We start from the raw sequence: 26,166 nt of genomic DNA on the forward strand, positions 1-26,166 counted from the left end.
GATCCCGAGTGGTCGGAAGAGCCGGGGCAGCGGCTGCGAGCCGGACCTGCCTGCCGTCAGTCGATCAGGACGCCCGGGTTGAGGATGCCGTGGGGGTCGAGGGCGTTCTTGGCGGCGCGCAGTGCGAGGGCGAAGGGCTCCGGGCGTTGGAGGTCGTAGCCGGGGCGGTGGTCGCGGCCTACGGCGTGGTGGTGGGTGATGGTCGCCCGGTGGCGGTGGAGGACGTCGTTCGCGGCCGCTTTGATGTCGTCCCAGATCCCGAGCTCGTCGCCGGGCCGGCCGGCCACGGCCACGGTGAAGTAGGGGGCGGCCCCGTCGGGGTAGACGTGGGTGAGGCGGCAGTTGACGGTGGCCGGGTGTCCTGTGGCCTTCAGCGCGGCGGCGCCGACCTCGCTGCGGACGGCCTCGACCAGGGCGGGAATCCTGTCCCAGGTGGCGGCGGTCTCGAAGGTCTCGACGACCGCGCCCATGCGGGCCAGACCGTCCCGCAGGTAGGGCATGCGCAGGAACGCCGAGCGCCAGGCGCTCACGGCCGCGTCGGGCGGGGCGTCGCGGTCCGGCGCCGGCGCCTTGCCGCGGCCGCCGTGGGCGCGGGCCAGGTCCAGGGCGTCGGAGAGGCGGTCGTCGACGCGGATGGTGGCGGACTCGAAGCCCAGGACCAGGACGGTGGAGCCGTCGTGCGAGGCGCCGGACAGGAGTGCCTCGCCGGGGTCGAGCAGGCGGCAGTTGGCCGGGGCGAGGCCGGACTGCGCGATGGCGCGGACCGCGTCCAGCGCCTGCCGGAAGTCGGCGAAGGCCACGGACGTCGAGGCCTTGTACCGCGGACGCTCCTGCAGACGCATCCATGCCTCGGTGATGACGCCGAGCGCGCCTTCGGAGCCGAGGAACAGCCGGTCGGGGGAGGGGCCTGCGCCCGATGCGGGCAGGCGCCAGGACGTGCCGGCGCCGGCGGGCGTGACCACGTGCAGGGACTGCGCGAAGTCGTCGATGTGGGTGTGGCCGGTGGCGTAGTGGCCCCCGGCCCGGGTGGCCAGCCAGCCGCCGAGGGTGGAGAACTCGAAGCTCTGGGGGACGTGGCGCAGGGTGAGGCCGTGCGGCCGCAACTGGTCTTCCAGCACGGGACCGAGCGCGCCGGCCTGGATGCGGGCCGAGCGGCTGGCGGTGTCCACTTCCAGGACCCGGTTCATCGAGGTCAGGTCGAGCGACAGCACGGCGCGGTGGGTGTCGCCGCGGTACTCCACGCCGCCGACGACCGAGGAGCCGCCCCCGAAGGGAATGACGGCCACGCCGTGCTCGCCGGCCCAGTCCAGCAGGTCGGCCACCTGCTGGTTGTCGGTCGGCCGGGCGACGAGGTCGGGGATCCGGCCGGGCCGGCCGCGCAGGGCCCGGATGACGTCGCGATAGGCCTTGCCCATGGCGTGGGCGGCGCGCGCCGCGGGCTCGGTGGTGACCAGGTGCGCCAGTGCGGGCGGGGGCGTCACGACGGGACGGGCGATGGACAGGTCGGTGACCCGGGGTATCGGCAGCGGGCGGCTCAGGGTGCCCGGCAGCAGGGCGCCCATGGCGGCGCATTCGGCGTCGTCGGGGTGGGCGTCGGTATAGCCCCAGCCCCACCAGGAGCGGGTGCGGGAAGCGCCGGGGTGGGACGGGACGGCAGGCATGAGTGTGCTCCCAGCGAGGTCCGGGGAATGTACCCGATGGAAAATTACCCTAGGGTAATATCGGGTTCATGACAACGCTCCCCTCCAGGGCCGGGACAAAGGGCGTGCCCAGGGCCGCGCGCGAACGACAGGTCCTGGCCGCGGCCACCGAGGAGTTCGGCCGCCGCGGGTACGAGGCCACCACCGTGGCCGCCATCGCCGCCCGCGTGGGCGTCACCAAACCACTCCTGCACCATTACTTCGGCAGCAAGCAGGACCTCTACCTCGCCTGCCTGAACCCGATCGGCGACCGACTGCTGGACGCCATCCGCACGGCGATGGCCGCACCCGCCACCGGCGCGCCGCCCACCCCCCTGCGCGTGCTCAACGCCCTGTTCACCGCCCTGGACGGCCGGCGCGAGGCGTGGTTCGTCCTCTACGACGCCACGCTGCCGCCCGACAGTGACGCCGCCCGACGCGCGGCCTGCTATCGCCGCGCCGTCGATGACCTCGCCGCGATCGGCGCCGCCGACCTCCTGCAGACGGCCGGATCCGGCGACCCGTTCGACACCGACGTCCTCAAGTACGCCTGGCGCGGCCTGTGTACCGCCCTGGTCCGCTGGTGGGTCAACCACCCCGACCAGTCGCCCGAAGCCATGACGCAACGCTGCGCACGGATCTTCGAGGCCGGCCGTACCATCCTCTCCGCCGGCGACGCGAACACGTGAGCCGAACCGACGAGGCCGGTCGGGCGCCGTTCAAGGCGATTCCGGGATGCTTTCGGCAGGCAGCGTGAAGAGACTGCCCGCGGCATGCCGCTGCCGCAGAAGCAGCACTGCGGGCCCGTCCCACCGACCGTCTCGACCATCTCGCGCTTCCAGGTCGGGCTTGCGCCGTGATGGGGACGGGCAACTCCTTGCGCCATGACGAGGACGGGCGGCTCCTCTTCGGTCCTGGTGGGGCGCGGAAGGAACTCCCACGCCTCATCGGCCGGCGGATTCCCCGGCTCCTGGCGGTGCCGGGAACGGCTGTCGCGGCGCTGACCGGTGCGTTGAACTGGTCCCTGCACGGTCCGGCGCCGATGCTCCCGCCTCGGCGACGCGGTCCGATCGGCTACGAGAACGCCTTCCATACACCGTCGACCGCTCTTGTCCGAGCCGCCGCCATGGCTGACGCCGGATCATGGTTCAATTCCGTGCGTGACAGCACCGATACCCTCTGGGGGAATCCGGCAGCCCGCCGCCGAGCCGCTGCGTGTCGGCGATCCCCGGTCAGTCGGTCAGTACCGGATCGAGGGACGTCTGGGCGCGGGCGGGATGGGCCAGGTCTTTCTCGGTACGTCGGCGGCCGGGCGCAAGGTGGCGGTGAAGCTGATCCGCCCTGAGTTGGCTGCCGCCGACCAGTTCCGGGCGCGTTTCGCGCGGGAGGTGGCGGCCGCGCGGCGGGTCGGCGGCTTCCACACGGCGCAGGTGGTGGACGCCGACCCGGAGGCGGAATCGCCTTGGCTGGTCACCGCGTTCGTGCCGGGGCCGACGCTTCAGCAGGTGGTGGCCGAACGCGGGCCGTTCGATGTGGGGGCGGTGCTGCGGCTCGGTGCCGGGATCGCCGAGGGGCTCGCCGCGATCCACCGGTGCGGGCTCGTTCACCGGGATCTCAAGCCGGGCAACGTGATCGTGGCCGAGGACGGGCCACGCATCATCGACTTCGGGATCGCGCACGCGCCGGGTGCGGACGCGATGACGCGGACCGGGTCGGTCATCGGCACGTACGCCTACATGTCGCCCGAGCAGATACGGGCCGAGGAAGTCTCGTCGGCAAGTGACGTGTTCGCGTTCGGCTCGGTGCTCGCGTTCGCCGCGACCGGCCGCAGTCCGTTCGACGCGACGACCGTGCCGGCCATCGTGCACCGGGTCGCCAGCGAACCGCCCCGGCTCGACGGCCTGTTCGGCCCGCTGCACGACCTGGTCGTGGCGTGCCTGGCCAAGGATCCGGCCCAACGTCCTTCCATGGACGAGGTGTTGGCGCGGCTCTCCGTCACCGGGCCCGTTGGGGCGCCCGGCGTCGCGTTCAGCGCTCTGCCGACGGCTCCCGCATTACCACCTGCCCGGCCCGGCACCCTCGATGCCGCTGCCGTCGCGGCCGCCAGGCCGTTTCCCCGTCGCGCCCTGCTCTTCGCCGGTTTGGGCGCCGCGGCGGCCGCGGTCGCCGTACCCGCCTACCTGTTACAGGACTCCAAGTCGCAGGCGGAGCAGGGCCGTCCCCGGCCTGTCGCCCGCCTCGGCGGGTACAGCCGGTCGGTGGAGTGTGTCGCCTTCGCGCCGGACAGCCGAACCCTGGCCGGCGCGGGCTCCGCCGCCAACGAGCTGTGGCTGTGGGACATCGTCACCGGCCGTACGATCGCGAAGCTCGGGGAAGAGACCCCGCAGGTCCACGCGCTGGCCTTCACCCCGGACGGCGGGACCCTGGTGGGCAGTTGCGAGGACCGGACGCTGCGGTGCTGGGACGTGCGGTCCCGCGAGCCGCTGCCCCCGCTGAGCGGGTTCGACGGCCGCTCCTCGATCGCATACTCCATCGCGATCAGCCCTGACGGCGCGGTCCTCGGGGCGGCCGCCGGGGGCACGCTCCAGCTTCTCGGCATGGCCGGCGGGCGCCACCTGCGGACCTTCGAGGTGGGCGACGTCGCCGTGACCGACGTGGTGTTCAGCCCTGACGGCAAGGCGGTGGCCGTGGCCGCCGGGAAGCAGGTGCTGCTCTGGGAGGTCGACGGCGGCGGCCAGGCCAGGACATTCACCGACGACACGGTCGACGACCCCTTCTACAAGGCGCTGATCAGCCCCGACGGGAAGACCATCGGCGGCGCGGGGCCCGGAGTCCGACTGTGGGACAGGGAGACCGGGCGGCCCACCGCGACCCTCAAGTCGCCGCACAGGAGGATCGAGGAGGCCGCGTACCAGCCGGGCCACGCGGTGATCGCGGGCGGCGGCTTCGGGCTCGGTCCCGACGACAACAGTGAGGACAAGGCCAGAGCGGCCACGGGCGGAACGATCAGCCTGTGGGACCTGCGGACCGGGCGCATCACCACGACCCTGACCGCCGACCTTGAGAAGGGTTTCAGCGCGCCCCTTCTCTCGACCCTGGCGTTCAGCCCGGACGGCAGGAACCTCGCCGCGGCCTTCGGCCCGTCCGACACCTCGATCCAGCTCTGGAAGCTCGCCTGAGGGCACTCCCTACTCAACGGACGGTATTCATGGATGCGTTGCTGCCCCACGATCCGCAGTGGGTCGGCCCCTACCGCCTGGACGGACGTCTGGGCGAGGGCGGCATGGGCCAGGTGTACCTGGGTACGTCGCCCGGCGGCCGCAAGGTGGCGGTGAAGCTGATCCGGCCGGAACTGGCGGCGACCGCGCAGTTCCGGGAACGGTTCGCACGGGAGGTGGACGCCGCGCGGCAGGTCGGCGGGTTCCACACGGCGCAGGTGGTGGATGCCGATCCCGGAGCGGAATCCCCCTGGCTGGTCACCGCGTTCATCCCCGGTCCCACCCTCCACCAGGTGGTGGCCGAGCGGGGACCGCTCGATGCGGTGGCGGCACTGCGGCTGGGGGCGGGGCTCGCCGAAGGGCTCGCCGCGATCCACGGCTGCGGTCTCGTCCACCGAGACCTCAAGCCCGGCAACGTGATCCTCGCGGAGGACGGGCCGCGCATCATCGACTTCGGCATCGCACGGGCCGTGGACGCGAGTTCGCTGACCGCGACCGGATCGGTCATCGGAACGTACGCCTATATGTCGCCGGAGCAGATCCGCGCGGACCGGGCCGGGCCCGCCAGCGACGTGTTCGCCCTCGGCTCGGTGCTCGCCTTCGCGGCGACCGGTCGCAGCCCGTTCGACGCCCCCAGCCTGCTGACCGTCGTCCAGCGGATCCTGGACGAGGCGCCGGCCCTCGACGGTCTCGACGGCGAGCTCCTGAACATCCTCACCCACTGCCTGGCCAAGGACCCCGGCGACCGTCCCGCCGTCCGCGACCTGCCCGCCCGGTTCGCGGGCGCCGCCGCCGGGGCACCGGCCCGTCCGCCGCGCCACGAACCGACGGTGGTGGCGGCTCCGTCCGGGCAGACCCCGCACCTGGTCTCCCCGGAGCCGGGGGCGCCGGGTGCGTCAGGGGCGCCGGGTGCGCACGGGCAGCTCCATGCCCCGCCGGGACCGGGCGGGCACCCCGCCCCGGCCGCGCCTTCCGGCGCCGTTCCGAATGCCTCCCTGCAGAACGCGCCGACGCAGACCTACGCGCCGGCCATGCCCGTGACTCCGGGCCCGGCTGCTCCCGCCGCCCCGGGCCCGGCTGCCCCCGTCCCGGGCCCGGCCCGCCGAGGACCCTCGCGCCGTGCTCTGCTCATCGGCGGCATCTCGGCCGCCGCGGCCGCCGCGGTCGGGGTCCCCGCCTACCTGCTGCTGCGGGGAAGCGACGCTCTCGACGGCCCCAGCAGTACGTACGATGTCGCCTTCAGCGAGGACGGGAAGACCCTGGCGGCCACCGGAGGGGACGGCACGATCTGGCGCTGGACCATGCCCGGCAGGAAGAGCACCACCACGCGGATCGGCGTTCCCAAGTACATCCAGCCGTTCGTCTTCAGCCGGGATCTCGGGGTCCTCTACCGGGCGGAGGAGCACAAGATCCTGAAGTGGGACGTCACCTCGGGCCGTACGGTCAAGACGTTCACCGGCGAGACCACGGGCACGCTCCAGGACGGGTACGTGAACGGCATGGGGCTCAGCCCGGACGGCAGGACGCTGGCCGCCAGCAGCAACCGGGGCCTGTATCTGTGGGACACCGCTTCCGGCTCCCGGATCGCCCTGCACACGGAGGTGAAGAACGGTCCGGCCGTGTACAGCGCGGACGGGACCATGCTGGTCAGCGGATCACCCCTTCAGCTGAGGAAGGGGTCGGCCGACTCGGTCCTGGCCACCATCCATGACAGCGCGGCCGCGAACGTGGCGGTCTTCAGCCCCGACGGGCAGCTCCTGGCCTTCGTCGCCGGCCAGGGCGAGGAGGTGCAACTGTGGAACACCGGCTCCCGGCAGGACGTCGCCACCCTCGAAGGACACGGATCCCCGGTCCAGGCGCTCGCCTTCCATCCGGACGGGCGCCATCTGGCCAGCGGTGACCAGGACGGCAAGGTCTGCGTGTGGTCCACGTCCTCCGGCAAGTCCACCAAGACCTTCGACGCGGGTGCCTCCGTCGAGTCGCTGGCGTACAGCCCGGACGGGAAGACCCTGGCCGCGGGATGCAGCGACGGCAGCAGTTCCGGCAGCAACGACACGGTATGGCTGTGGGAGGTGGGGTGAGAGAGGGCATCGCCCGCCCCCGATTCCGACGGATGGCACGTCAGGACAGCCGACCATGGGGCCGGCGCGGCGCGCGACGGCGGCCTGGCCCGCGCCGACCCTGAGCTGCGCGGGCGACTGCCACACGGGTTCCGTCGGCAGCCGGGTCGCCTGATCCGGTGTCCGGGAGCGTGGCCCGGACCGGCAGAGGAGTACGTCATACCGAAGCACCGGTCCACCGCCGAGCAGAGCGCCCGCCGGGCCGGCCGGAGCGGGGCCACGTACACCGAGGCCCTGTGCCGCGCGACGACAGGCGATGCGGAGCACGCACCACAGGTCCTGCGGTTCCTGGCCGAACGCGCGCGGCTACCGCACCGGGTGACGCAGTCGGGCGATCAGAGGTCGTGCGGTACGCGCAGAGGGGCGCGCCCGGCGTCCCGGAAGGCGGCGGGCGCCGTCCGGGGGAGTCCGGGCCCGGCCGGCGAGGCGACCAACGCCGGAACGGCCGAACGCAAGGGTGTCTTTAGCCAACTCGTGGACGCTTTCCGCGCCAGTGGGGTTCGCGAGGGGGCGATCGGATGTCCGTGCGGGTGTGCGTCATCGGGGCCGGGGTCTGCGGGCTCGCGGCCGCGCAGGTCCTCAGCGAGCGGGGCATCTCGTTCGACGTGTACGAGAAGGGCTCCGACATCGGGGGCCAGTGGCGTTTCCGCAACGACAGCGGCACCTCCGCCGTCTACGACTCCATCGAGCTGAACAGCTCGCGGGACATGAGCGGGTTCCCGAAGTTCCCGATGCCCGAGAACTATCCGCTGTTCCCCGGACATCCGCAGATGCTCGACTACCTGAAGCGCTACACCCAGCACTTCGGCCTGCGACCGTACATCCGCTTCCGGACCGCGGTGACCGGTGTGGTCAAGGACGGGACCGGATACATGGTCACGCTGGGCGACGGGCAGATGCGCCGTTACACCCACGTCCTGGTCGCCAACGGCTTCCACTGGGACCCGAAGTGGCCGGAGCCCGCGTACCAGGGCGAGTTCACCGGCACCCAACTGCACAGCAAGGACTACAAGAGCGCCGATGAGCTGCGCGGCCGGCGGGTGCTGGTCGTCGGATCCGGCAACACCGCCTGCGACCTCGCCACCGAACTGTCCGCCGTGGCCGACCGGGTGGTCTCCAGTGCCCGGCGCGGCTTCTGGATCACCCCGAAGCGCCTCTTCGGCAAGCCCGCCGACAAGGTCAACCTTCCGCTCGCCACGTTCGTGCCGCCCTTGGCGCAGAGCCTGTTGCTGACCGCGATGCTCTGGGTGGCGCAGGGCAGGATCAGCCGGTACGGCCTGGCGGCCCCGGGTCACCTCGCACTGCGCACCCACCCCGCCACCTGCGAGGGGTACCTGCCTGCGGTCAAGGCCGGGCGGATCGCGGTGCGGCCGGGCATCGAGCGCTTCGACGGCGGCAATCGGGTGCGGTTCACCGACGGCTCGGTCGAGGAGTTCGACGCGATCGTCTGGTGCACCGGTTTCAAGTTCAGCTTCCCCTTCCTGCCCAAGGAGCTGACCCCGGTGATGGTCGGCCCGATGCGGCTCTTCCGCCGGATCGTGATGCCGGATCACGAGGGGCTGTTCTTCCTCGGCTTCGCCAAGACGCTGAGCGCCATCACCCCCGTCGCCGAGGCGCAGGCCGAATGGACCGCCGATCTGATCGAGGGACGTACACGGCTACCCGGCCGGGAGGCGATGCTGGCCGAGATCGCCGCCGACGAGCGGAGGGTGCGCCGGCGCTACTCCGCGACACCCCAGCTCACCGTCGAACTGGACGTCTACCGCTACCTGCGCCAACTGCTGCGCGACCGCCGTCACCACCTCGCCGCCGGCGGTCCGCTCCCTGTCCACCGCGCCGGTGACACCACCGGCCTCACCCCCGACCCCGCCCGCAGGCCGGGCCCGGTCGGATCCCGTTGAACACCCAGGAGTCCTCATGACGATTGGCCCCGCCCCGGCCGAGGCGCACCGCATATGGGAGAAATGGATCGCCCTGTGGAACGGCGACCTCTCCATCGGCAAGGAGCTGCTCGCCGAGCGGCTCACCGTCCACTCGCCGAAGCTGTCGGACAGCATCGACCCGAGCCTGATCGACGACCGCGGCGGCGCCCTCGCCCTGATCGGCGCCGTCCAGGGCATCGCAGACCTGACCTACACCACCGAGGTGGGCCCGGTCGCCGAAGGAGCCTACGTCACCGGCGGCTGGCGGTTCGCCGGAACCTACCGCGGGGGGCTGCCCGGGGCCGCCGCCGAGCCCGGCACGCCGGTCACCAACCGGGGCATCGACATCCTGCGGATCCACCAGGGCCGGGTCGCCGAATGGTGGAGCGCCGCCGAGAACCTCGGACTGCTCGCCGTTCTGGGACTGCTCCGTGCGGACTGAGCGGAGAGGCGGCGCGCTCGCCGCGCGCCTGGCGGGCCGTCTGATGCGGCTGCCGCCGGCCGTCACCCGGGACGTCCGGGTCACCAGGGGCATACGGGTACCGATGCGGGACGGCGTCGACCTGCTCGCCGACCACTACGCGCCGGCCGGTGGCGGCCGCCCGCCGACCCTGTTGGTGCGCAACCTGTACGGCTGGGACCTGCCGATAGGCCTGCTCTACGGCCGGCTGTACGCCGAGCGCGGATACCAGGTGCTGGTGCAGCGCTGCCGGGGGACCTTCGGCTCGGGCGGAACGCTCGACCCGTGGTTCCAGGAGGCCGCCGACGGCCGGGACACCGCCGCCTGGATGAGCGGACAGGACTGGTTCTCGGGCGAGTTCGCCACCATCGGGGCCAGCTACCTGGGCTATGTGCAGTGGGCCCTGCTGGACGACCCGCCACCCGGGCTGCGCGGCTCGGTCGTCCAGATGGGGCCGCACGAGTACGCGCGGGTCGCTTGGCCGGGCGGCGCGTTCGCCCTGGACACGATGGCCGGCTGGGCGTCGATGCTCAGCCACCCGAAGCGCGGACCGGTCCGGGACACCGTGCGCCAGCTGCGGGAGAAGCGGAGACTGCAGCGGATCGCCTACCGGGAGCTGCCGCTCGGCCCGGCCGTCGCGCGGGCGCTGGGCCGCGACTACCCGCACCTCGACGCCTGGCTGGCGCACGAGGCCGAAGACGATCCGTACTGGTCCGCCTCGGACCACAGCGCCGGGCTCGTACGGGGCCCCGGCGTTCCCGTGCTGCTGCAGGGCAACTGGTACGACGCCTTCCTGCCGCAGACGCTCCAGCAGTACGCGCTGCTGCGGGCCGGCGGCGCGGCACCCCGGCTGACCATCGGACCGTGGACGCACACGGCGGTCGGCCGCTGGTGGCCGGCCTTCATGGCGGACTCCCTGGACTGGCTCGCCGGAGTCTTCCCCGCGCACCAGGCTGTCCCCGGCCACGAGGTCCTCCCCGGCCACGAGGTCCTCCCCGGCCACGAGGTCCTCCCGGGCCGAGAGCCCGTGCCCGACCGGGTCCCCGTATCCGGAGCCGGCCGCGGGGCCGCCGTCGGCGCCGAGCCGGATCCGGTGCGCCTGTTCCTGCTCGGCGCCGAGGAGTGGCGCGGCTTCGGCGCCTGGCCGCCGCCGCAGGCGCTCTCCCGAAGCTGGTACCTGCATCCGGGCGGCCGGCTCGACCCCGCCCCGCCGCCGCCGAGCGGCCCCGACCGCTACCGCTACGAGCCGGCGGACCCCACCCCGGCCGTCGGCGGCGCGTGGACGGGCGCGGGTGCCGGGCCGCGGGACAACCGCGCGCTGGAGGCCCGTCCGGACGTACTGACCTTCACCACCGACCCGTTGGGGGCAGACCTGGACGTCGTCGGCGAGGTCTCGGCCGAGCTGTACGTGCGTTCCAGCCTCGCGCACACCGACTTCTTCGCCCGGCTCTGCGACGTGCACCCGGACGGCCGGTCGGTGGACATCACCGACGGGCTGATCCGTGTGCGGCCCGGCTCCTCGGCCGCCGACCGGATCGATGGGGACGGAGTGCTCGCGCTCGCCCTCGACCTCGCACCGACCGCCTGCCGGTTCCGGGCCGGCCACCGCATCCGGCTCCAGGTCTCCAGCGGGGCCCACCCACGGTTCGCCCGCAACCCCGGCAGCGGCGAGCCGACGGCGAGCGCGGTCCGTCTGCTGGCGGCGGACCAGGAGATCCACCACGACCCGCGGCGGCCCTCCGCGATCCGGCTCAGCGTGCTTCCGCCCGGCAGCTGATCCCTCGGGCCGGCCCCGGCGGGACCATGGCCCCGCCGCCCGCCGCCCGCCGCCCGCCGCCCGCCGCCCGCCGCCCGCCGCCCGCCGCCCGCCGCCCCGCTCGCCCGGGGCGCGATGCCGATGGGCGCACCACGATGGGCGGTGCGGTGTGGCGCGCGGCGGCGGTGCGTGCCCATGCGCGCAGTGCGCACCATCGCCGTAGGTGAGGAACTGCGCGGCGAAGTCGACGACCGCGCGGGCGATGCCCCCCCCGCCGTGTCCGGCCCGGCCGCCGAGGCGGTGGCCGCCCTGGCGGACGGTGCCGCTTGATGTGTGCCTCATCCGTGCCGGGGAGTCATGGTCGACGGGGCCGCGCCATCGCGTGTGCACGATGACGCGGCCCCGTCGGTCCCTGGCGCCGGCTCCGGCTCAGTGGCTGGCGGTGAGTTCGCCGCTGAGTCTGCCGTGGAGGTGGGCGCTGGGCTCGTTCAGGCCGATGATTTCGACGGCCTTGCCGCGCTGGGCGTACTTGGTCGACGGACACGTTCGGGCGGGGATCTGGAACTGGTGCAGCTTCTGGCCGCCGCTGAGGTGGCACCGCCCGGGGAGTCCGTGCGGGCGGGGCCGCGGCTGGAGCGGGGACAGCGCTGCCGGGCTGTGGCTCAGGCGTCGATGATGACGGGGATGATGAGGGGCTTGCGGCGGTAGGTGCGGAACGCCCAGTTCGCCACGGCGCGGGCGAGGAGCTGTTCGAGTTGGCGCGCGTCCCCGACGCCCTCCTCGGCCGCGGTGGCCAGGGTCTTCTCGATGACGGGGATGACCGGCTCGAAGGTGGCGTCGTCGTGGACGAAGCCACGGGCCAGGAAGTCGGGGGCCTCGGCGAGGGCGCCGGTGTCTGCGTCGACGATCGCCACCACCGTGACCACGCCTTCGGCGGCGAGGGTGAGGCGGTCCTTGAGGGACGCTTCGGTGGCGCCGCCGACTTCCATGCCGTCCACGTAGACGTTGCCGGCGGGGACCTTGCCGGTGATGGAGGCGCGCCCGTCGACGAGGTCGACGACGACGCCGTCCTCGGCGATGACGACCCGTTCGGGGTCGAGACCGGTACGGATGGCGAGGTCGCCGTTGGCCCGCAGGTGGCGCCATTCGCCGTGGACGGGCATGACGTTGCGGGGTTTGACGATGTTGTAGCAGTAGACGAGTTCGCCGGCGCTGGCGTGCCCGGATACGTGCACCTTGGCGTTGCCCTTGTGGACCACGTGGGCGCCCCACCGGGTGAGTCCGTTGATCACCCGGTAGATGGCGTTCTCGTTGCCGGGGATGAGCGAGCTGGCGAGCAGGACGGTGTCGTCCTTGCCGATGCGGATCATGTGGTCGCGGTTGGCCATCCGTGACAGCGCGGCCATCGGTTCGCCCTGGGAGCCGGTGCACACCAGCGTGATCTTGTGGTCCGGGAGCTTTTCCAGCTCCTTCGTGCTCACGATCAGACCGGAGGGGACCTTCAGATAGCCCAGGTCACGGGCGATGCCCATGTTGCGGACCATCGACCGGCCGACGAAGGCGACCTTGCGGCCGTGCTGGTGGGCGGCGTCCAGGACCTGCTGGATGCGGTGCACGTGGCTGGCGAAGCTGGAGACGATGACCCGGCGCGGCGCGGTGCGCAGCACCTGCTCGATCGCCGGGTTCAGCTCTCGCTCGGAGGTGGTGAAGCCGGGTACTTCGGCGTTGGTGGAGTCGGTGAGGAACAGGTCCACGCCCTCCTCGCCGAGGCGGGCGAAGGCACGCAGATCGGTGATGCGGTCGTCGAGAGGGAACTGGTCCATCTTGAAGTCGCCGGTGTGCAGCACCATCCCGGCCCGGGTGCGGATCGCGACCGCGAGGCTGTCGGGGATGGAGTGGTTGACCGCCACGAACTCGCAGTCGAAGGGGCCGAAATGGCGCCGGTCGCCCTCCCGCACCCGCACCGTGCGCGGCCGGATCCCGTGTTCCTTCAGCTTGGCCTCAAGGAAAGCCAGCGTCAGTTTGGAGCCGACGACGGGAATGTCGGACCGCTCGCGCAGCAGGTATGGCACGCCGCCGATGTGGTCCTCGTGGCCATGGGTGAGGACCACGGCGACGATGTCGTCCAGCCGGTCCCGGATCGAGGTGAAGTCCGGCAGGATCACGTCCACACCGGGCTGGGTCTCCTCGGGGAACAGCACGCCGCAGTCGACGATGAGCAGCTTGCCGGCGTGCTCGAAGACGGTCATGTTGCGGCCGATCTCACCCAGGCCGCCCAGGGCGATGACCCGCAGCCCTCCTTCAGGCAGGGGAGGGGCGGCTTTCAGTTCAGGGTGCGGATGACTCATAGCCTGACGGTACCCGGAGATCGGGGCAGGGTGATCCATCGCCTGTGTGATCTCTTCTTCCCGACCGAGCGGGGCATCCGCAGTCGGTGCCCCGGGACGATCGTCAAGACGGTGGTCCACCCGCCCAGGGTCCTGATCCAGCGATTCCCGGACTGCAGGCAAGTGTGTGGGGCGGTCACCCCGGTGACGCATCGGCGGATCTCGGTGAGCTGGGGGCCCGGACCAGGTATGCCGGAAGGGCTGGCGGGCTGCGTCGGGTCGTCGACGCGGGAGGGGCGATCGATATCAGGACGCGATGTTATGCCCTGTGTTAGTCTCACGCGTTTGCGTGGTCGTCGCGGTGGGCGATTCTGCCTGTTGGTCCGCCCGTGTGCGGGCTGTTCAATCCTGCCGGGCCTTCCTCGGTACATTCCTCTGCGGAAGGCTGTTCATGAAGCATCCCGAAGACTCCGGCAGCGCTCACGGCGGTTCCGCCCAGCCTGGAGCCACCACCCCGGCGCTGCCCCCGGCCGTCTCCTTCGCCGGTCTGGAACTGCCGGCGGAGGTGCTGCGGACACTGAGCGGACTCGGGGTGCGCGAACTCTTTCCCATCCAGGCCGCCGCACTGCCCGATGCCCTTCAGGGGCGCGACGTCCTGGGACGAGGGCGCACGGGATCGGGCAAGACGCTCGCCTTCGGCCTGCCGCTGCTGACACGTACGGCCGGGCGGCGCGCCGAACCGAAGCAGCCTCTCGCTCTGATCCTTGTGCCCACCCGGGAGCTGGCCCAACAGGTCACCCAGGCGCTGGCGCCGTACGCCGAGGCACTGCGGCTCCGGATGGCCGCGGTCGTCGGCGGCATGTCGATCGGCCGGCAGGTCGCCGCGCTGCGCCAGGGAGCCGAGGTGGTCGTCGCCACCCCCGGACGGCTGCACGACCTTGTCGAGCGCAACGCCTGCCGCCTGGGACGGGTAAGGATCACCGTGCTGGACGAGGCCGACCAGATGTGCGACTTGGGATTCCAGCCGCAGGTGGTCGAACTGCTCGACCAGGTGCAGCCCGACGGTCAGCGGATGCTGTTCTCGGCCACTCTGGATCGCGACGTCGATCAGCTGGTCCGCCGATACCTCCACGACCCCGTCGTCCACTCGGTCGACGCGTCCGCAGGCACGGTCTCCACGATGGAGCACCACGTTCTGGTCGTCCACGGCCCCGACCGCTACGCCGTCACCACGGAGATCGCCGCCCGTGACGGCCGCGTCCTGCTGTTCCTCGACACCAAGCACGCCGTCGATCAGCTCACCCGGCATCTGCGGGCCAGCGGGGTGCACGCCGGGGCCCTGCACAGCGGCAAGTCCCAGCCACAGCGCACACGGACCCTGGCGCAGTTCAAGAACGGCCAGATCACCGCTCTGGTGGCGACCAATGTCGCGGCCCGTGGCCTGCATGTCGAGCACCTCGATCTCGTGGTCAACGTCGACTCGCCCACCGACCCCAAGGACTATGTGCACCGGGCGGGCCGCACTGCCCGCGCCGGCGAGTCCGGCAGTGTGGTCACGCTCGTGCTGGAGGGCCAGCGCCGCGAGACGAGCCGCATGATGGCCGAGGCCGGAATCGAGGCAACCGTCACGAAGGTGCGCTCGGGCGAGGCGGAGCTGAGCCGGATCACCGGCGCCAAGTCTCCCTCCGGAACCCCGCTCGACGGCGGGCCCGCCGTCGAGCGGCCCAAGAACACCAACGCTCCCTTCCGCGGCCTCGGTACCAGCAAGGACCCCTCCCGTGGCGCCGGCGGCAAGTCCCGAAAGGCCGGCGAGGCCCGCAAGCTCGCCGAGGCCCGCAAGGCCGCTCTCGTGCGGCGCAACGGTTGAGAGCCGTTGCCTCGGCGGCGAATCTCCTGGCCACGGGATCGGCAGCCCTCGGCCGGCCCGAAGCCGTATTGCGCCCGCCCGCGAAGCGAACACGCTCGACCGCGAGAGGGATTCCCTGCGAAACGGTGCAGGGTGACGTCGCCGGCGCCTCTCACCGCGCCCGGCATGACAAGCTGAGCCTGTCCACCCCCGAACCCAGGAGGTCACCATGACCGCAGAGCCCGTATCTACGGAAGGTTCGGAGCCCGCTTCCTCCGAGGCGTCCCCGCTGGGGCCGGACAGCGACGGCAACTACGACCTCAAGCGAAAATTCCGCGAAGCCCTGGCGCGCAAGCGCGGTGCGCAGGCGGACGCCGCCGATGCCGCCGTCAACTCGGATGTGTCAAAGGTGCGTGCGGCGCACAGCCCGGCTGCGAGCCAGCGGTCGTTCAGGCGCAAGAGCGGCGGGTGAGTCGATCACTCCGGCGACCTGGCCGCTCAACCAGCACTCTGAGCGCCACCCACTCGCGCGCCCCGTGCAGTGGCCGACTACGTGCGCGTACTCACCGGGAGCCGGCACCGGTAGCGCTTTTCAGACCGCGAGAGCACTCGCGGGCGTGGCGTGCCGGCGGCGGCGCCGGTCCGCGGCACCGAGAAGGTCACGGAAGGCCGCCGCACGGATCGTGGCCCCGCCGGAGACGGACTTCCGTAGATGCTCCTGCTGACGGCTTCGCGGCAGCTTGGTCTGCGCAGATCGCGCAGGTGAGAAGCCTGCTCGCCACGGCGCACGATGTTCTGGAAAGTCTTCGAGTGGAAGGCATGCCGATGTACAGTGAACGACGCCCCTGACCTGCAGAAAGCTGGCGGGGAGCCGTCTTCCAGGAGTCCAAAGTGCTGCGAACCATGTTCAAGTCCAAGATCCACCGTGCCACCGTCACCCAGGCCGACCTGCACTACGTGGGATCGGTGACGATCGACGCCGACCTGCTCGACGCGGCCGATCTGCTGCCGGGGGAGCTCGTGCACATCGTGGACATCACGAACGGCGCCCGGCTGGAGACGTACGTCATCGAGGGGGAGCGGGGCTCGGGGGTCATCGGGATCAACGGAGCGGCCGCTCATCTCGTGCACCCCGGTGACCTGGTGATCCTCATCAGCTATGCGCAGGTCAGCGATGCCGAGGCGCGTGAGCTGAAGCCGCGGGTCGTGCATGTCGACGCCGACAACCGGATCGTGGCGCTCGGCGCCGACGCGTCGGAGCCGGTGCCCGGTTCCGACCAGCTGCGCAGCCCGCAGTCCGTGTCGGCCTGAGCCGGTCGGCCCCTTCGCTGCCGCCCTCGGGTGAGTGGCCGGGCGGTGGTCGGGTAGGCGGGGGAGTAGTCCAGAGGCGACGTCCAGCGACATCGGCGACCGCGCGGAGGACACGATGACCGACCCGACCCCCGACCCCGCCCCACCGACCCCTACTCCCACCCCCACCCCCCCTGAGCCGACCCCGGCCCCGGGCCCTTACCCCAGCCCGGTACCACCCCCGGACCCCTACCCCAGCCCGGTACCACCCCCGGAGCCCGCGCCCGGCCCCCAGCCGACCCCGCCCCCACCCGGCCCTGGCCCCATCCCGCCCCCGCCCTCACCGGGCCCCCCGGAGCCACCGCCTTCCCCGATCCCCCCGGGCCCCGAACCCGTACCGAACCCCGAACCCGGCCCACCCCTGACCCGCTGACCGGCCGACCCGCTGACCCGAAACCAAGGCCGGCGAGAACGCGCCCCGAGGGGACGCGGGGAACCGCGCGACCAGCCACGGCGAGCCCGCAGCCGCCCGCCGACAGTTCCCCGCACCCCCCGAGGCGCGCACCACATCCCTACGCCTGGGCGTACCACATCCCTACGCCGAGACCTCCTCCCGACCTCCACCCCACAGCGTGTGGAACGCCCCCTCCCGATCCACCCTCCGGTACGTGTGCGCCCCGAAGAAGTCCCGCTGCCCCTGCGTCAGCGCCGCGGGCAACCGCGGGGCGCGCAAGCCGTCGTAGTACGACAGCGCCGCCGCGAACCCCGGCGTCGGCACCCCCTGCCGTACCGCCGTGGCCAGCACCTCGCGCCAGTCGTCCTGCGCCGCCGCGATCTCCCGCGCGAACGTCTCGTCGGACAGCAGGCTCGGCAGATCGGGCCGGGCGTCGTACGCGGCGCGGATCCGGTCGAGGAACGCCGCCCGGATGATGCACCCGGCGCGCCAGATGGCGGAGACGGCGCCGTGGTCGATGTCCCAGCCGTACTCCTCGCTGCCCGCCGAGATCTCGTGGAAGCCCTGGGTGTACGAGACGATCTTGGAGGCGTACAGCGCCTGCTCCACCCGGTCGGCGAAGGCCGCCGCCTCCGCCCCGCCCAGCGGCGCCGGCCGCGGCCCGGCGAGATGGCGGGAGGCCTTGCGCAGGTCGGCGTGCCCGGACAGCGAGCGGGCGAAGACCGCCTCCGCGATGCCCGAGACCGGGACGCCGAGGTCGAGCGCGATCTGGACGGTCCAGCGGCCGGTTCCCTTCTGCTCGGCCTGGTCCACCACCACGTCCACGAACGGCTGGCCGGTCGCCGCGTCCACATGGGACAGCACCTCGGCGGTGATCTCGATCAGGTAGGAGTCGAGACGGCCGGTGTTCCAGGTGCGGAAGACGTCGGCGATCTGCGCCGGCGAATAGCCCGCCACGTCCCGCAGCAGCTGGTACGCCTCGCCGATGAGCTGCATGTCGGCGTACTCGATGCCGTTGTGCACCATTTTCACGAAGTGCCCGGCGCCGTCCGGACCCACATGGGTCACACACGGCGAGCCGTCCTTCGCCTTCGCGGAGATCTTCTCCAGCATCGGGCCCAGGGAGGCGTACGACTCCTTCGACCCGCCCGGCATGATGCTCGGCCCGTGCAGCGCGCCCTCCTCGCCGCCGGAGATGCCGGTGCCGACGAAGTGGATGCCCCGCTCGCGCAGCTCCCGCTCCCGGCGCCGGGTGTCCGCGAAGTGCGCGTTGCCCCCGTCGATGATCATGTCGCCGGGCTCCAGGAGCGGCGCGAACTCCTTGATCACCGCGTCCGTGGGATCACCGGCCTTGACCATGATCATCAGGCGGCGCGGGCGCTCCAGGGCGGCCACGAACTCCTCCGCGGTCTCGGTCGCGACGAAGTCCCCCTCCTGCCCGAACTCCTTCACCAGATCCCGCGTCCGCGACACGGTGCGGTTGTGCACCGCGACCGTGTAGCCGTTGCGCGCGAAGTTCCGGGCGAGATTGCGGCCCATGACCGCGAGGCCGGTGACGCCGATCTGCGCTGAAGTGCTCATAACGCCTGCTCCCTGTTCGCCTCGTGACTGCGGCTCCGTCGGTACGGGGCCTCGCCCATCCTGACGTGCCCCCAGGACGAGCGCACATCAGACTCGCCACCCCCGCGACCGCGACGCCTGCCCGGTTCGGGCGGGCCCGGGGTGATTTCGGTCAACGACCGCCTGATACCGGCCGGTTGGCGCCCGGGGACGGCCGAATCACCGTCTTGTCATGGCATGTTCGCGGCGCATAGCTTTGCCCCTCCTGACGCATGAGGGGACATCGACATGGCCCTACGCGGCCGGCACCGCCGGTACCAGCCGAACAGGATCAACCGCGCCTCGCTCACGGTCACGGCGGGCGGCGCGGGCCTCGCCCTCCCGCTGATCGCCACGGGAGCGGCCGCCGGGGCGGCCACCGGAGCGGCGGCAGCGGCGGCCGGCGGGACCGGGGGCCACGTCGCCCCCGCGGACGCGCCCCGCGCCGACCCGGCGTCCGGCGACACGCGGACCGTCGTACCGGGAAAGGCCCTCGACGCCTCCGCCCACGACGTCCGGCCGCAGACCACCCCCCAGTCCCGTGCCGGTCGCACCGCGATGTACACGGTGGTCCGCGGCGACACCCTCTCCGGCATCGCCGAGGAGCACCACGTCCAGGGCGGCTGGCGAAGGCTCTACGCCGGCAACCGGGCCACCGTCGGCGCCGACCCCGACCTGATCCTGCCGGGCGAACGGCTCGGCCTGCACCCCTCGAACGCGCCCACCGGACCCGCCAAGTCTGCGAAGGACAAGGCGACTTCGCAGCCGGCCCGGCCGAAGGTCCACCACCGGACCAAGGGCCACCCGGCCAAGAGCCGTCAGTCCCGGGCCGGGGCCGACACCAAGGCCGACGCCGAGACCGGGACGAGCGGTCACGCGCTCGTCGCCCCGGTCCACGCGTCCATCGGTACCGGGTACCACGTGCCCGGGCCGCACTGGTCGAAGGGTTACCACACGGGCGTCGACTTCCTCGTGCCGACCGGCACCGCCGTACACGCCGCCGCGGCCGGGCGGGTGGTGGCCGCGGGCTGGGGCGGCTCCTACGGTTACCAGGTGGTCATCCGGCACGCGGACGGGCACTACACCCAGTACGGCCACCTCTCGGCCATCTCCGTGCGGATCGGCCGGCAGGTCGCCGCAGGCGCGCGCATCGCCCGCTCCGGGGCCACCGGCAACGTCACCGGCCCGCACCTGCACTTCGAGGTGCGCACGGGCCCCGGCTTCGGCGCGGACATCGACCCGCTCGCCTACCTCAGGGCCCACGGCGTCAGGATCTGACCCTCGGCCGCCGCCCGTGCGGCACCGTCCGCCGGGCGTACGACGCCGGAAGCGGGGGCTCCCCGGGCGGCACGGCCTCGCCCGCGTCCCCCGCGGCGGGGTCGGCCGCCAGCAACTTCCGCAGGCCCGACTCCGTGAGCGGTCCGTCGCCCTGGACGATGTCCCGTACGTCCTCCCCGTCGAACCGCGGCCGCGGCACCGAGGGAATCACCTCGACGGGCACCACCACGCCGGTGACTCCCTTCCCGGCAACGGCCGCCGGCTCCGGTTCCGGCTCCGCCGTCTCCTCCATCCGCTCCGTCGTCAGCATGATCAGCCCGCCCGCCGCCAGCACCCCGCAGCCCAGGGCGAGCAGAGTGCCCGTGGCGCCGTGGCGGAAGGTCTCCCCGAACATGAGGATGCCGACCGCGGCGGCCAGCACCGGGTTGACGACGGTCAGGGTGGCGAGCGGCGCGGCCAGGCCGCCGCCCCCGTAGGAAGCCTGGGACAGCAGGACGCCCGCGACGGAGAACGCGGCGATCAGCGCCAGTGAGAACAGGGTGCCGGAGGAGCCGAGGTGGCCGTCCCAGCCGACGGTGGCGGACTTGGTGAACACCGAGGACATGCCGAACGCTATGCCGGCCGCCGTCGCGAGCAGCACGCTGCGCACCGCCGGGTGCCGGTGGGCGGCCCGGCCCGCGCACATCAGCGCCACCACCGCGCCACCGGTGACCACCGCGGCGGCGAGCCGCTGGGCGGCGTCGAGCGCGTGGTCGTCGGACGAGCCGACCAGGGAGAGGAGGCCCGCGAGCCCGGCGGTGGCCATCACGGCGCCGCGCCAGGCGGTCGCCCCGGCCCGCCGGCCCACGCACAGCGTGGCAAGCGGCAGGGCGAAGACGATGGTCAGCGCGCCGAGCGGCTGGACGATGCTCAGCGGACCATAGGCCAGCGCCACGACGTGCAGCACCCCGCCGAGGCCGTTGAGCGCCAGCGCGCCCCACCAACCGGGGCGGCGCAGCGGCAGATAGGCGCTGTCGGGGGAGGACACGGCGACCCGCTCCTGCACGATCGCGCCGCCCGCGTAGCCGAGGGCGGAGACGAGTGACAGCAGCACGGACAGCGCGAGGGCGCTCATCGGCCCCTCCCGCTCATCGGCGTCTCCTGTGCGTGCGGCGAGGGGCCTGAGCCCGGCGCGGCCTACGGTCGGCTTCCATGGTCGACACTCTGCCCGCCCGCGCACTTCCCGTCGTCGTCCCTGAGCACGCAATGCGTCCTACTCCCGATGGAGTACACCGGTACGGTGATCATCCCTCAGGTGGGTTACCCCAGGGCGAGCCCCCGGCTCAGGGAGCCCCCGTCGTCCGGGTCGCGGACGGGCCTGGTACGAGTGTCCCGTGGACCTCGACCCCGAACTCGCCGCACTCCGCCCGCTGGGCCCCTTCTTCGCCCTGCGTACGACCCCCGGCACGGCAACCACCCTGCCGGCCCTCGCGGCGGCCTACGCGCCAAAGGACCCCGGCGGCCTCCTGGCCTCACGCGTCCGCACCGTCGCCCACCGCCTGCGCACCCCCGAGCCCCGCGTCGCCGCCTCCATCACCCAGCAGGGCCTGGCCGCCCGACTGTGGTCGGCCGCGCTCGGCTGCGCCGTCCGGTACGGCCGCCTGCCCGATCTCCACCCGAGTCTGCTGCGCTGGGACATCACCGCCTCGGCCCCCGACGACCTGTGGCTCACCGAGGTCCACCCCCGACCCGGCGACGTGGCCGCCCTCGCCGACGCCGTGCTGCACGGCCACCTGGAGCCCCTGGGGGAAGCCCTGAGAGTCCGTTACGGGATCGCGGCCGGGCTGCTGTGGGGCAACGCGGGCTCCGCGCTCGCCGGGGCCGCCCGGGAGCTGGAGCGCTGGGCCCGCGCCCAGGGGCGCACCGACCTCGCGGCCCGCACCCGCGCGCTCACGGGTGACCTCCTCGGCCACCCCCTGCTGCGGGCCACCGGCGCCCGCGCCGGCACGGCCTTCCGCCGCCGCAGTTGCTGCCTGTACTACCGGGTCCCCGGCGGCGGAGTCTGCGGCGACTGCTGCTTCCCCCGGCCCCCGGCGATCCCCCGCGCCCCAACCGCCGTACGCGACAAGGGAGATCGACCGATCCGCTGAGACCCGGCCGTCGGCCGCGACCGAGCCGCTCACGGGCCGTCAAGTCACCCTCGTCCGCGACGCGTTTACCCTCTCCCGCCGCGCAATGCCCGGTTTCGCGTCGTTCGCCCGCCACGATGCAGGCAACGATGTCGAACCTCCGGAGGTCATCCGACATGAGAGGGACCCGGCGCACACGGCTGTGCCTGGCCTGGGTGATGGCGGCGTCCGCGCTGATCGCCACCCCCGCCGCGGGAGCCGCCGAGCGGACCGACGGCCACCTCACCGACCTGGTGAACCCCTTCATCGGGAGCCAGGACGAGGGCAACACCTTCCCCGGCGCCGCCGTGCCCTTCGGCATGGTGCAGCTCTCGCCCGACACTGGACACAACACCGGCTACGACTACACCCAGAGCCGTATCCGCGGCTTCTCGCTGGTCCATCTGTCGGGCGTGGGCTGCCGCATCGGCGGCGACCTGCCCGTGCTGCCCACCACCGGCGACATCGGGCAGACGGACGACGCCAAGTACGCGGCCGCGTTCTCGCACGGCGACGAGCAGGCGAGCCCCGGCTACTACCGCGTGGGCCTCGCCTCCGGCATCCGCGCCGAGTTGACCGCCTCCGCCCGCACCGGGGTGCAGCGCTACACCTTCCCCGCCACCGCCAAGGCCAACGTCCTGCTGAACGCGGCACAGTCGCTGCACAGGACGAGCGGCAGCAAGGTGGAGATCCTGGACGACCGCACCGTGCGCACCCAGATCACCGGCCACGGCTTCTGCCGGGACACCGGCCCGTACACGGTCTACACGATCACCCGGTTCAGCCGGCCCTTCACCGCGTACGGCACCTGGGACGGCGCCACCGTGACCGCGGGCTCCCGCAGCGGACGCGGCGGCGCCTATGTCCGCTTCGACACCACCCGGAACCGTACCGTCGAGGCGACCACCGCGCTGTCGTACGTCGGCCCGTCCGGAGCGGCGGGCAATCTGCGCGCCGAGGGCGGCCGGCCGTTCGACGCCGTGCGCCGGTCGGCCCGCGCGCAGTGGGAGGCGCGGCTGGCGGCGGTGCGGGTCAAGGGCGGCGCCGGCACCCTGCGCCGCACGTTCTACTCCTCGCTCTACCGGTCGTACCTCGCGCCCAACATCGGCGGCGACGCCGACGGCCGCTACTTCGGCTGGGACCGGCGTATCCACCGCGCGAAAGGGTTCACGTACTACCAGAACTGGTCGCTGTGGGACACCTACCGCACCCAGGCGCAGCTGCTCGCCCTGCTCGCGCCGCGTGAGGCGCGGGACATGGCCCGCTCGGTGGTGGCGGTCGACGAGGACGGCGGCTGGCTGCCCAAGTGGGGCTACGGCCCCGTCGAGACGAACGTGATGAGCGGCGACCCGGTCACCCCGTTCCTGACCACCGCCTACCAGATGGGCCTGCTCAGGGGATTCGAGGAGCGGGCCTACCGGGCGCTGCGCAAGAACGCGGACGGGGTGCCGCCCGCCGCGAACCCGGGCATCGGACGGGAGGCCAACGCGGAGTACATCAAGGACGGCTTCGCCCCGTTCGACAAGGACCGGCCGCTGGCCAAGATGGGCGACTCCGACTACCACCACGGCGCGTCCGTCACCCTGGAGTACGCCCTCGCCGACGCCATGCTCGCCCAGATGGCCCGGGGTCTCGGGCACGATGCCGACGCCGCCCGGTACGCGGCCCGCTCGCGCAACTACCGCACCATCTTCGACCCCTCGACCGGCTTCTTCCGCGCCCGCGACGCCTCCGGCGCCTTCACCGGCTCCCCCGACCCGGCGCTCGGCACCGGGTTCCACGAGGGCACGGCCTGGCAGTACCAGTGGCTGGTCCCGCAGGACCTGGCCGGCATGGTCGGCCTGATCGGCGGCAAGCACGCGGCGAACGACCGCCTGGACAGCTTCTTCGCCTACGACCGGCTGCTCGCCGACCCCGCGCGGACGGCCCGCGAGGTGTGGGTGCACGGCGACGCGTACGCCTACTACAACGCGGCCGTCTACAACCCGATGAACGAGCCCGACCTCATCGCGCCCTACACCTACCTGGCCACCGGACAGCCCTGGAAGACCACCGACGTCGTCCACGCGGCCCTGACCCTCTTCACCGACGGGCCGACCGGGATGACCGGCAACGACGACCTCGGCACGATGTCCGCCTGGAACGTCCTGTCGTCCATCGGGCTCTTCCCGATCCAGCCCGGCTACGACACCTGGGGCCTGTCCACCCCGGTCTTCGACCGCGTCGACCTCACCCTGGACCGCCGCTACTGGCCGAGCGGCGGACTCACCGTCAGCGCGCCCGGTACCTCGGCCGCCGACCGCTATGTGCAGGGCGTGCGCGTGGACGGCTCGGCGCACGGGCGGACGTATCTGACGACGCGTGCGCTGCGCTCCCTGCGCTCGCTGGCGTTCACGGTCGGCCCGCGCCCGTCGGAGTGGGGTACGTCGGCCCAGGCGGCGCCTCCGGTACTGAAGTGACCTCGGGCGTCTCCTGAGTCCCGCCCCGTTCGGCGGGGCGGGACTTTATCCGCTGTTAACTGAGCGTATATCGATCGCACTTGACCGTAATCAGCGGTCGGGGATTGACTGAAGTTCCCTTTCTTCGACGCGCGAGGCAAGCCCGTGACCCCCGATTTGCTCGCTCCCCTCGACCTGGCCTTCTGGAACATCGAGTCCGACCGGCACCCGATGCACCTGGGAGCGCTCGGTGTCTTCGGCGCGCACTCGCCCACGGCCGGCGCCCACGCCGCCGACCTGCTCGCCGCCCGCGCCGCCGCCGTCCCCGGGCTCCGCCTGCGCATCCGCGACGTCTGGGGGCCGCTCGCCTTCGGCGGCGCCACCCGCGAGACCGACCCGGACTTCGACCCGCTGAACCACGTACGGCTGCACGCGCCGACCGGCGACTTCCACGCGGCCGCCGGACGGCTGATGGAACGCCCGCTGGAGCGCGGCCGGCCGCCCTGGGAGGCGCACGTCCTGCCCGGCGAGGACGGGGTCTCCTTCGCCGTGCTCTTCAAGTTCCACCACGCCCTCGCCGACGGCCTGCGCGCGCTCAAACTCGCCGCGGGCGTCCTCGACCCGATGGACATGCCCGACCGGCCGCCGCGCGCCGTCGAGCCGCCGCGCCGGACGCTGCCGGACGTGCGCGAACTGCCCGGTATGCTCCCCGGCCTGGTCAGGGGCGCCCTCTCGGACATGGGCCGGGCCCTGGACATCGGCGCCTCGCTCGCCCTGTCCACCCTGCGCATGCGCCCCAGCACCGCGCTCGCCTCCCCGCCCAGCGGCACCCGCCGCACCGCCGGCGTCGTCCTCGACATCGACGATGTGCACCGGGTGCGCAAGACGGCCGGCGGCACCGTCAACGACGTCCTCATCGCGGTCGTCGCCGGCGCGTTGCGCCGCTGGCTCGACGAACGCGGCGACGGCAGTACCGGGGTCGCGCCGCGCGCCCTGATCCCCGTCTCCCGGCGCCGCCCGCGCACCGCCCAGCCACCCGGCAACCGGCTCTCCGGCTATCTGATACGGCTCCCCGTGGACGAACCCGACCCGCTCGGCCGCCTCGCCGCCGTGCGCACCGCGATGGTCCGCAACAAGGACGCGGGCCCCGACCGGGGCGCCGGCGCGGTCGCGCTGCTCGCCGACCATGTGCCCGCCCTCGGCCACCGGCTCGGCGGACCGCTCGTCGGGCAGGCCGCGCGGCTGTGGTTCGACATCCTGGTCACGAGCGTGCCGCTGCCCGGAGTAGGGCTGCGGCTCGGCGGACACGAGCTGGCCGAGGTCTATCCGCTGGCCCCGCTCGCGCCCGGCCAGTCGCTGGCGGTCGCGATCTCCACGTACCGCGGGCGGGTGCACTACGGGCTGGTCGCGGACGCGGCGGCGGTGCCGGACCTGGACCGGTTCGCGCACGCGGTGTCGGTCGAGGTGGAGGCGCTGCTCGCGGCCTGCGTGTGCTGACGCCCGGCGTCCGAGGGTGTGTTACGAGGGGCTGGTGGTGCCCGTGGGGCGCCCGGGATCACAGGGAGGCGGCACGTGATCCACTCGGGTTTGGCTCACGGGCCCGCCGCTCCGTAAAATTCCCCGTTCGAAAGC

Annotated in this window: 18 protein-coding genes; 14 read left to right on the top strand and 4 right to left on the bottom strand. The window is 72.8% G+C overall.

The window, feature by feature from the left end; all coding sequences use genetic code 11:
- Positions 1 to 56 precede the first annotated feature (56 nt).
- Positions 57 to 1,661 carry an FAD-binding oxidoreductase gene (locus tag ACWDD7_RS08585; protein WP_450456834.1) on the bottom strand — a complete coding sequence of 535 codons (1,605 nt, stop codon included), beginning with the start codon at positions 1,659 to 1,661 and terminating at the stop codon, positions 57 to 59.
- A 68-nt stretch (positions 1,662 to 1,729) separates the two neighbouring features.
- On the opposite strand from ACWDD7_RS08585, the gene ACWDD7_RS08590 reads away from it, so the two are divergent.
- From ACWDD7_RS08590 to ACWDD7_RS08620, 7 genes are all read left to right on the top strand, one after another.
- Positions 1,730 to 2,368: a TetR/AcrR family transcriptional regulator gene (locus ACWDD7_RS08590; RefSeq protein WP_450456835.1), complete on the top strand. Its 639-nt coding sequence runs from the start codon at positions 1,730 to 1,732 to the stop codon at positions 2,366 to 2,368.
- 420 nt (positions 2,369 to 2,788) lie between these two features.
- On the top strand, positions 2,789 to 4,858 hold the full coding sequence (locus ACWDD7_RS08595) for a WD40 repeat domain-containing serine/threonine protein kinase (protein WP_450456836.1): 2,070 nt from the start codon (positions 2,789 to 2,791) through the stop codon (positions 4,856 to 4,858).
- 29 nt (positions 4,859 to 4,887) lie between these two features.
- Complete coding sequence (locus ACWDD7_RS08600; RefSeq protein WP_450456837.1) at positions 4,888 to 6,978, top strand: WD40 repeat domain-containing serine/threonine protein kinase; 2,091 nt, start codon at positions 4,888 to 4,890, stop codon at positions 6,976 to 6,978.
- 557 nt (positions 6,979 to 7,535) lie between these two features.
- Positions 7,536 to 8,918 carry a flavin-containing monooxygenase gene (locus ACWDD7_RS08605; protein WP_450456838.1) on the top strand — a complete coding sequence of 461 codons (1,383 nt, stop codon included), beginning with the start codon at positions 7,536 to 7,538 and terminating at the stop codon, positions 8,916 to 8,918.
- A gap of 16 nt (positions 8,919 to 8,934) precedes the next feature.
- Positions 8,935 to 9,381, top strand: coding sequence for an ester cyclase (locus ACWDD7_RS08610; RefSeq protein ID WP_450456839.1), 447 nt, complete (start codon positions 8,935 to 8,937; stop codon positions 9,379 to 9,381).
- Positions 9,371 to 11,176: a CocE/NonD family hydrolase gene (locus ACWDD7_RS08615; RefSeq protein ID WP_450456840.1), complete on the top strand. Its 1,806-nt coding sequence runs from the start codon at positions 9,371 to 9,373 to the stop codon at positions 11,174 to 11,176. The genes ACWDD7_RS08610 and ACWDD7_RS08615 overlap by 11 nt, the downstream gene beginning before the upstream one ends.
- A gap of 174 nt (positions 11,177 to 11,350) precedes the next feature.
- Positions 11,351 to 11,485, top strand: a complete 135-nt coding sequence (locus ACWDD7_RS08620) for a hypothetical protein (protein ID WP_450456841.1) — start codon at positions 11,351 to 11,353, stop codon at positions 11,483 to 11,485.
- 332 nt (positions 11,486 to 11,817) lie between these two features.
- Here ACWDD7_RS08620 and ACWDD7_RS08625 read toward each other — a convergent pair whose 3' ends face one another.
- Complete coding sequence (locus ACWDD7_RS08625; RefSeq protein ID WP_351864912.1) at positions 11,818 to 13,503, bottom strand: ribonuclease J; 1,686 nt, start codon at positions 13,501 to 13,503, stop codon at positions 11,818 to 11,820.
- 430 nt (positions 13,504 to 13,933) lie between these two features.
- Between ACWDD7_RS08625 and ACWDD7_RS08630 the strand changes: the two genes are divergently transcribed.
- The 3 genes from ACWDD7_RS08630 to panD all read left to right on the top strand — a co-directional run bounded on the left by ACWDD7_RS08630 (position 13,934) and on the right by panD (position 16,639).
- Complete coding sequence (locus ACWDD7_RS08630; RefSeq protein WP_450456842.1) at positions 13,934 to 15,349, top strand: DEAD/DEAH box helicase; 1,416 nt, start codon at positions 13,934 to 13,936, stop codon at positions 15,347 to 15,349.
- A 208-nt stretch (positions 15,350 to 15,557) separates the two neighbouring features.
- Positions 15,558 to 15,800 (top strand): DUF5302 domain-containing protein, encoded by a 243-nt coding sequence (locus ACWDD7_RS08635; RefSeq protein ID WP_392217466.1) that lies wholly within the window; start codon positions 15,558 to 15,560, stop codon positions 15,798 to 15,800.
- A 419-nt stretch (positions 15,801 to 16,219) separates the two neighbouring features.
- Positions 16,220 to 16,639 carry an aspartate 1-decarboxylase gene (panD, locus tag ACWDD7_RS08640; protein WP_351877397.1) on the top strand — a complete coding sequence of 140 codons (420 nt, stop codon included), beginning with the start codon at positions 16,220 to 16,222 and terminating at the stop codon, positions 16,637 to 16,639.
- A gap of 574 nt (positions 16,640 to 17,213) precedes the next feature.
- Here the strand turns inward: panD and gndA are convergent.
- Positions 17,214 to 18,653, bottom strand: a complete 1,440-nt coding sequence (gene gndA, locus ACWDD7_RS08645; RefSeq protein WP_450456843.1) for an NADP-dependent phosphogluconate dehydrogenase — start codon at positions 18,651 to 18,653, stop codon at positions 17,214 to 17,216.
- A gap of 267 nt (positions 18,654 to 18,920) precedes the next feature.
- On the opposite strand from gndA, the gene ACWDD7_RS08650 reads away from it, so the two are divergent.
- Entirely contained in the window at positions 18,921 to 19,949 is a 1,029-nt protein-coding gene (locus ACWDD7_RS08650; RefSeq protein ID WP_450456844.1) for a M23 family metallopeptidase, read from the top strand.
- Here ACWDD7_RS08650 and ACWDD7_RS08655 read toward each other — a convergent pair.
- Positions 19,939 to 21,063 (bottom strand): DMT family transporter, encoded by a 1,125-nt coding sequence (locus tag ACWDD7_RS08655; RefSeq protein WP_351877391.1) that lies wholly within the window; start codon positions 21,061 to 21,063, stop codon positions 19,939 to 19,941. The genes ACWDD7_RS08650 and ACWDD7_RS08655 overlap by 11 nt on opposite strands.
- Before the next feature lie 259 nt (positions 21,064 to 21,322).
- Between ACWDD7_RS08655 and ACWDD7_RS08660 the strand changes: the two genes are divergently transcribed.
- The 3 genes from ACWDD7_RS08660 (at position 21,323) to ACWDD7_RS08670 (ending at position 26,031) form a co-directional block, all read left to right on the top strand.
- Positions 21,323 to 22,078, top strand: coding sequence for an IucA/IucC family C-terminal-domain containing protein (locus tag ACWDD7_RS08660; RefSeq protein WP_450456845.1), 756 nt, complete (start codon positions 21,323 to 21,325; stop codon positions 22,076 to 22,078).
- A gap of 155 nt (positions 22,079 to 22,233) precedes the next feature.
- Positions 22,234 to 24,555: a GH92 family glycosyl hydrolase gene (locus ACWDD7_RS08665; RefSeq protein ID WP_450456846.1), complete on the top strand. Its 2,322-nt coding sequence runs from the start codon at positions 22,234 to 22,236 to the stop codon at positions 24,553 to 24,555.
- 144 nt (positions 24,556 to 24,699) lie between these two features.
- Positions 24,700 to 26,031: a wax ester/triacylglycerol synthase family O-acyltransferase gene (locus ACWDD7_RS08670; RefSeq protein WP_351877385.1), complete on the top strand. Its 1,332-nt coding sequence runs from the start codon at positions 24,700 to 24,702 to the stop codon at positions 26,029 to 26,031.
- Positions 26,032 to 26,166: the final 135 nt, after the last annotated feature.

The sequence above is a fragment of the Streptomyces sp. NPDC001056 genome (assembly GCF_053598955.1).

Excerpts from the sequence above, each read along its gene's own strand:
- ACWDD7_RS08585 (WP_450456834.1), bottom strand. The coding sequence starts at position 1,661 with ATGCCTGCCGTCCCGTCCCACCCCGGCGCTTCCCGCACCCGCTCCTGG.
- ACWDD7_RS08590 (WP_450456835.1), top strand. The coding sequence starts at position 1,730 with ATGACAACGCTCCCCTCCAGGGCCGGGACAAAGGGCGTGCCCAGGGCC.
- ACWDD7_RS08600 (WP_450456837.1), top strand. The coding sequence starts at position 4,888 with ATGGATGCGTTGCTGCCCCACGATCCGCAGTGGGTCGGCCCCTACCGC.
- ACWDD7_RS08605 (WP_450456838.1), top strand. The coding sequence starts at position 7,536 with ATGTCCGTGCGGGTGTGCGTCATCGGGGCCGGGGTCTGCGGGCTCGCG.
- ACWDD7_RS08610 (WP_450456839.1), top strand. The coding sequence starts at position 8,935 with ATGACGATTGGCCCCGCCCCGGCCGAGGCGCACCGCATATGGGAGAAA.
- ACWDD7_RS08620 (WP_450456841.1), top strand. The coding sequence starts at position 11,351 with ATGCGCGCAGTGCGCACCATCGCCGTAGGTGAGGAACTGCGCGGCGAA.
- ACWDD7_RS08625 (WP_351864912.1), bottom strand. The coding sequence starts at position 13,503 with ATGAGTCATCCGCACCCTGAACTGAAAGCCGCCCCTCCCCTGCCTGAA.
- ACWDD7_RS08630 (WP_450456842.1), top strand. The coding sequence starts at position 13,934 with ATGAAGCATCCCGAAGACTCCGGCAGCGCTCACGGCGGTTCCGCCCAG.
- ACWDD7_RS08635 (WP_392217466.1), top strand. The coding sequence starts at position 15,558 with ATGACCGCAGAGCCCGTATCTACGGAAGGTTCGGAGCCCGCTTCCTCC.
- gndA (WP_450456843.1), bottom strand. The coding sequence starts at position 18,653 with ATGAGCACTTCAGCGCAGATCGGCGTCACCGGCCTCGCGGTCATGGGC.
- ACWDD7_RS08650 (WP_450456844.1), top strand. The coding sequence starts at position 18,921 with ATGGCCCTACGCGGCCGGCACCGCCGGTACCAGCCGAACAGGATCAAC.
- ACWDD7_RS08655 (WP_351877391.1), bottom strand. The coding sequence starts at position 21,063 with ATGAGCGCCCTCGCGCTGTCCGTGCTGCTGTCACTCGTCTCCGCCCTC.
- ACWDD7_RS08665 (WP_450456846.1), top strand. The coding sequence starts at position 22,234 with ATGAGAGGGACCCGGCGCACACGGCTGTGCCTGGCCTGGGTGATGGCG.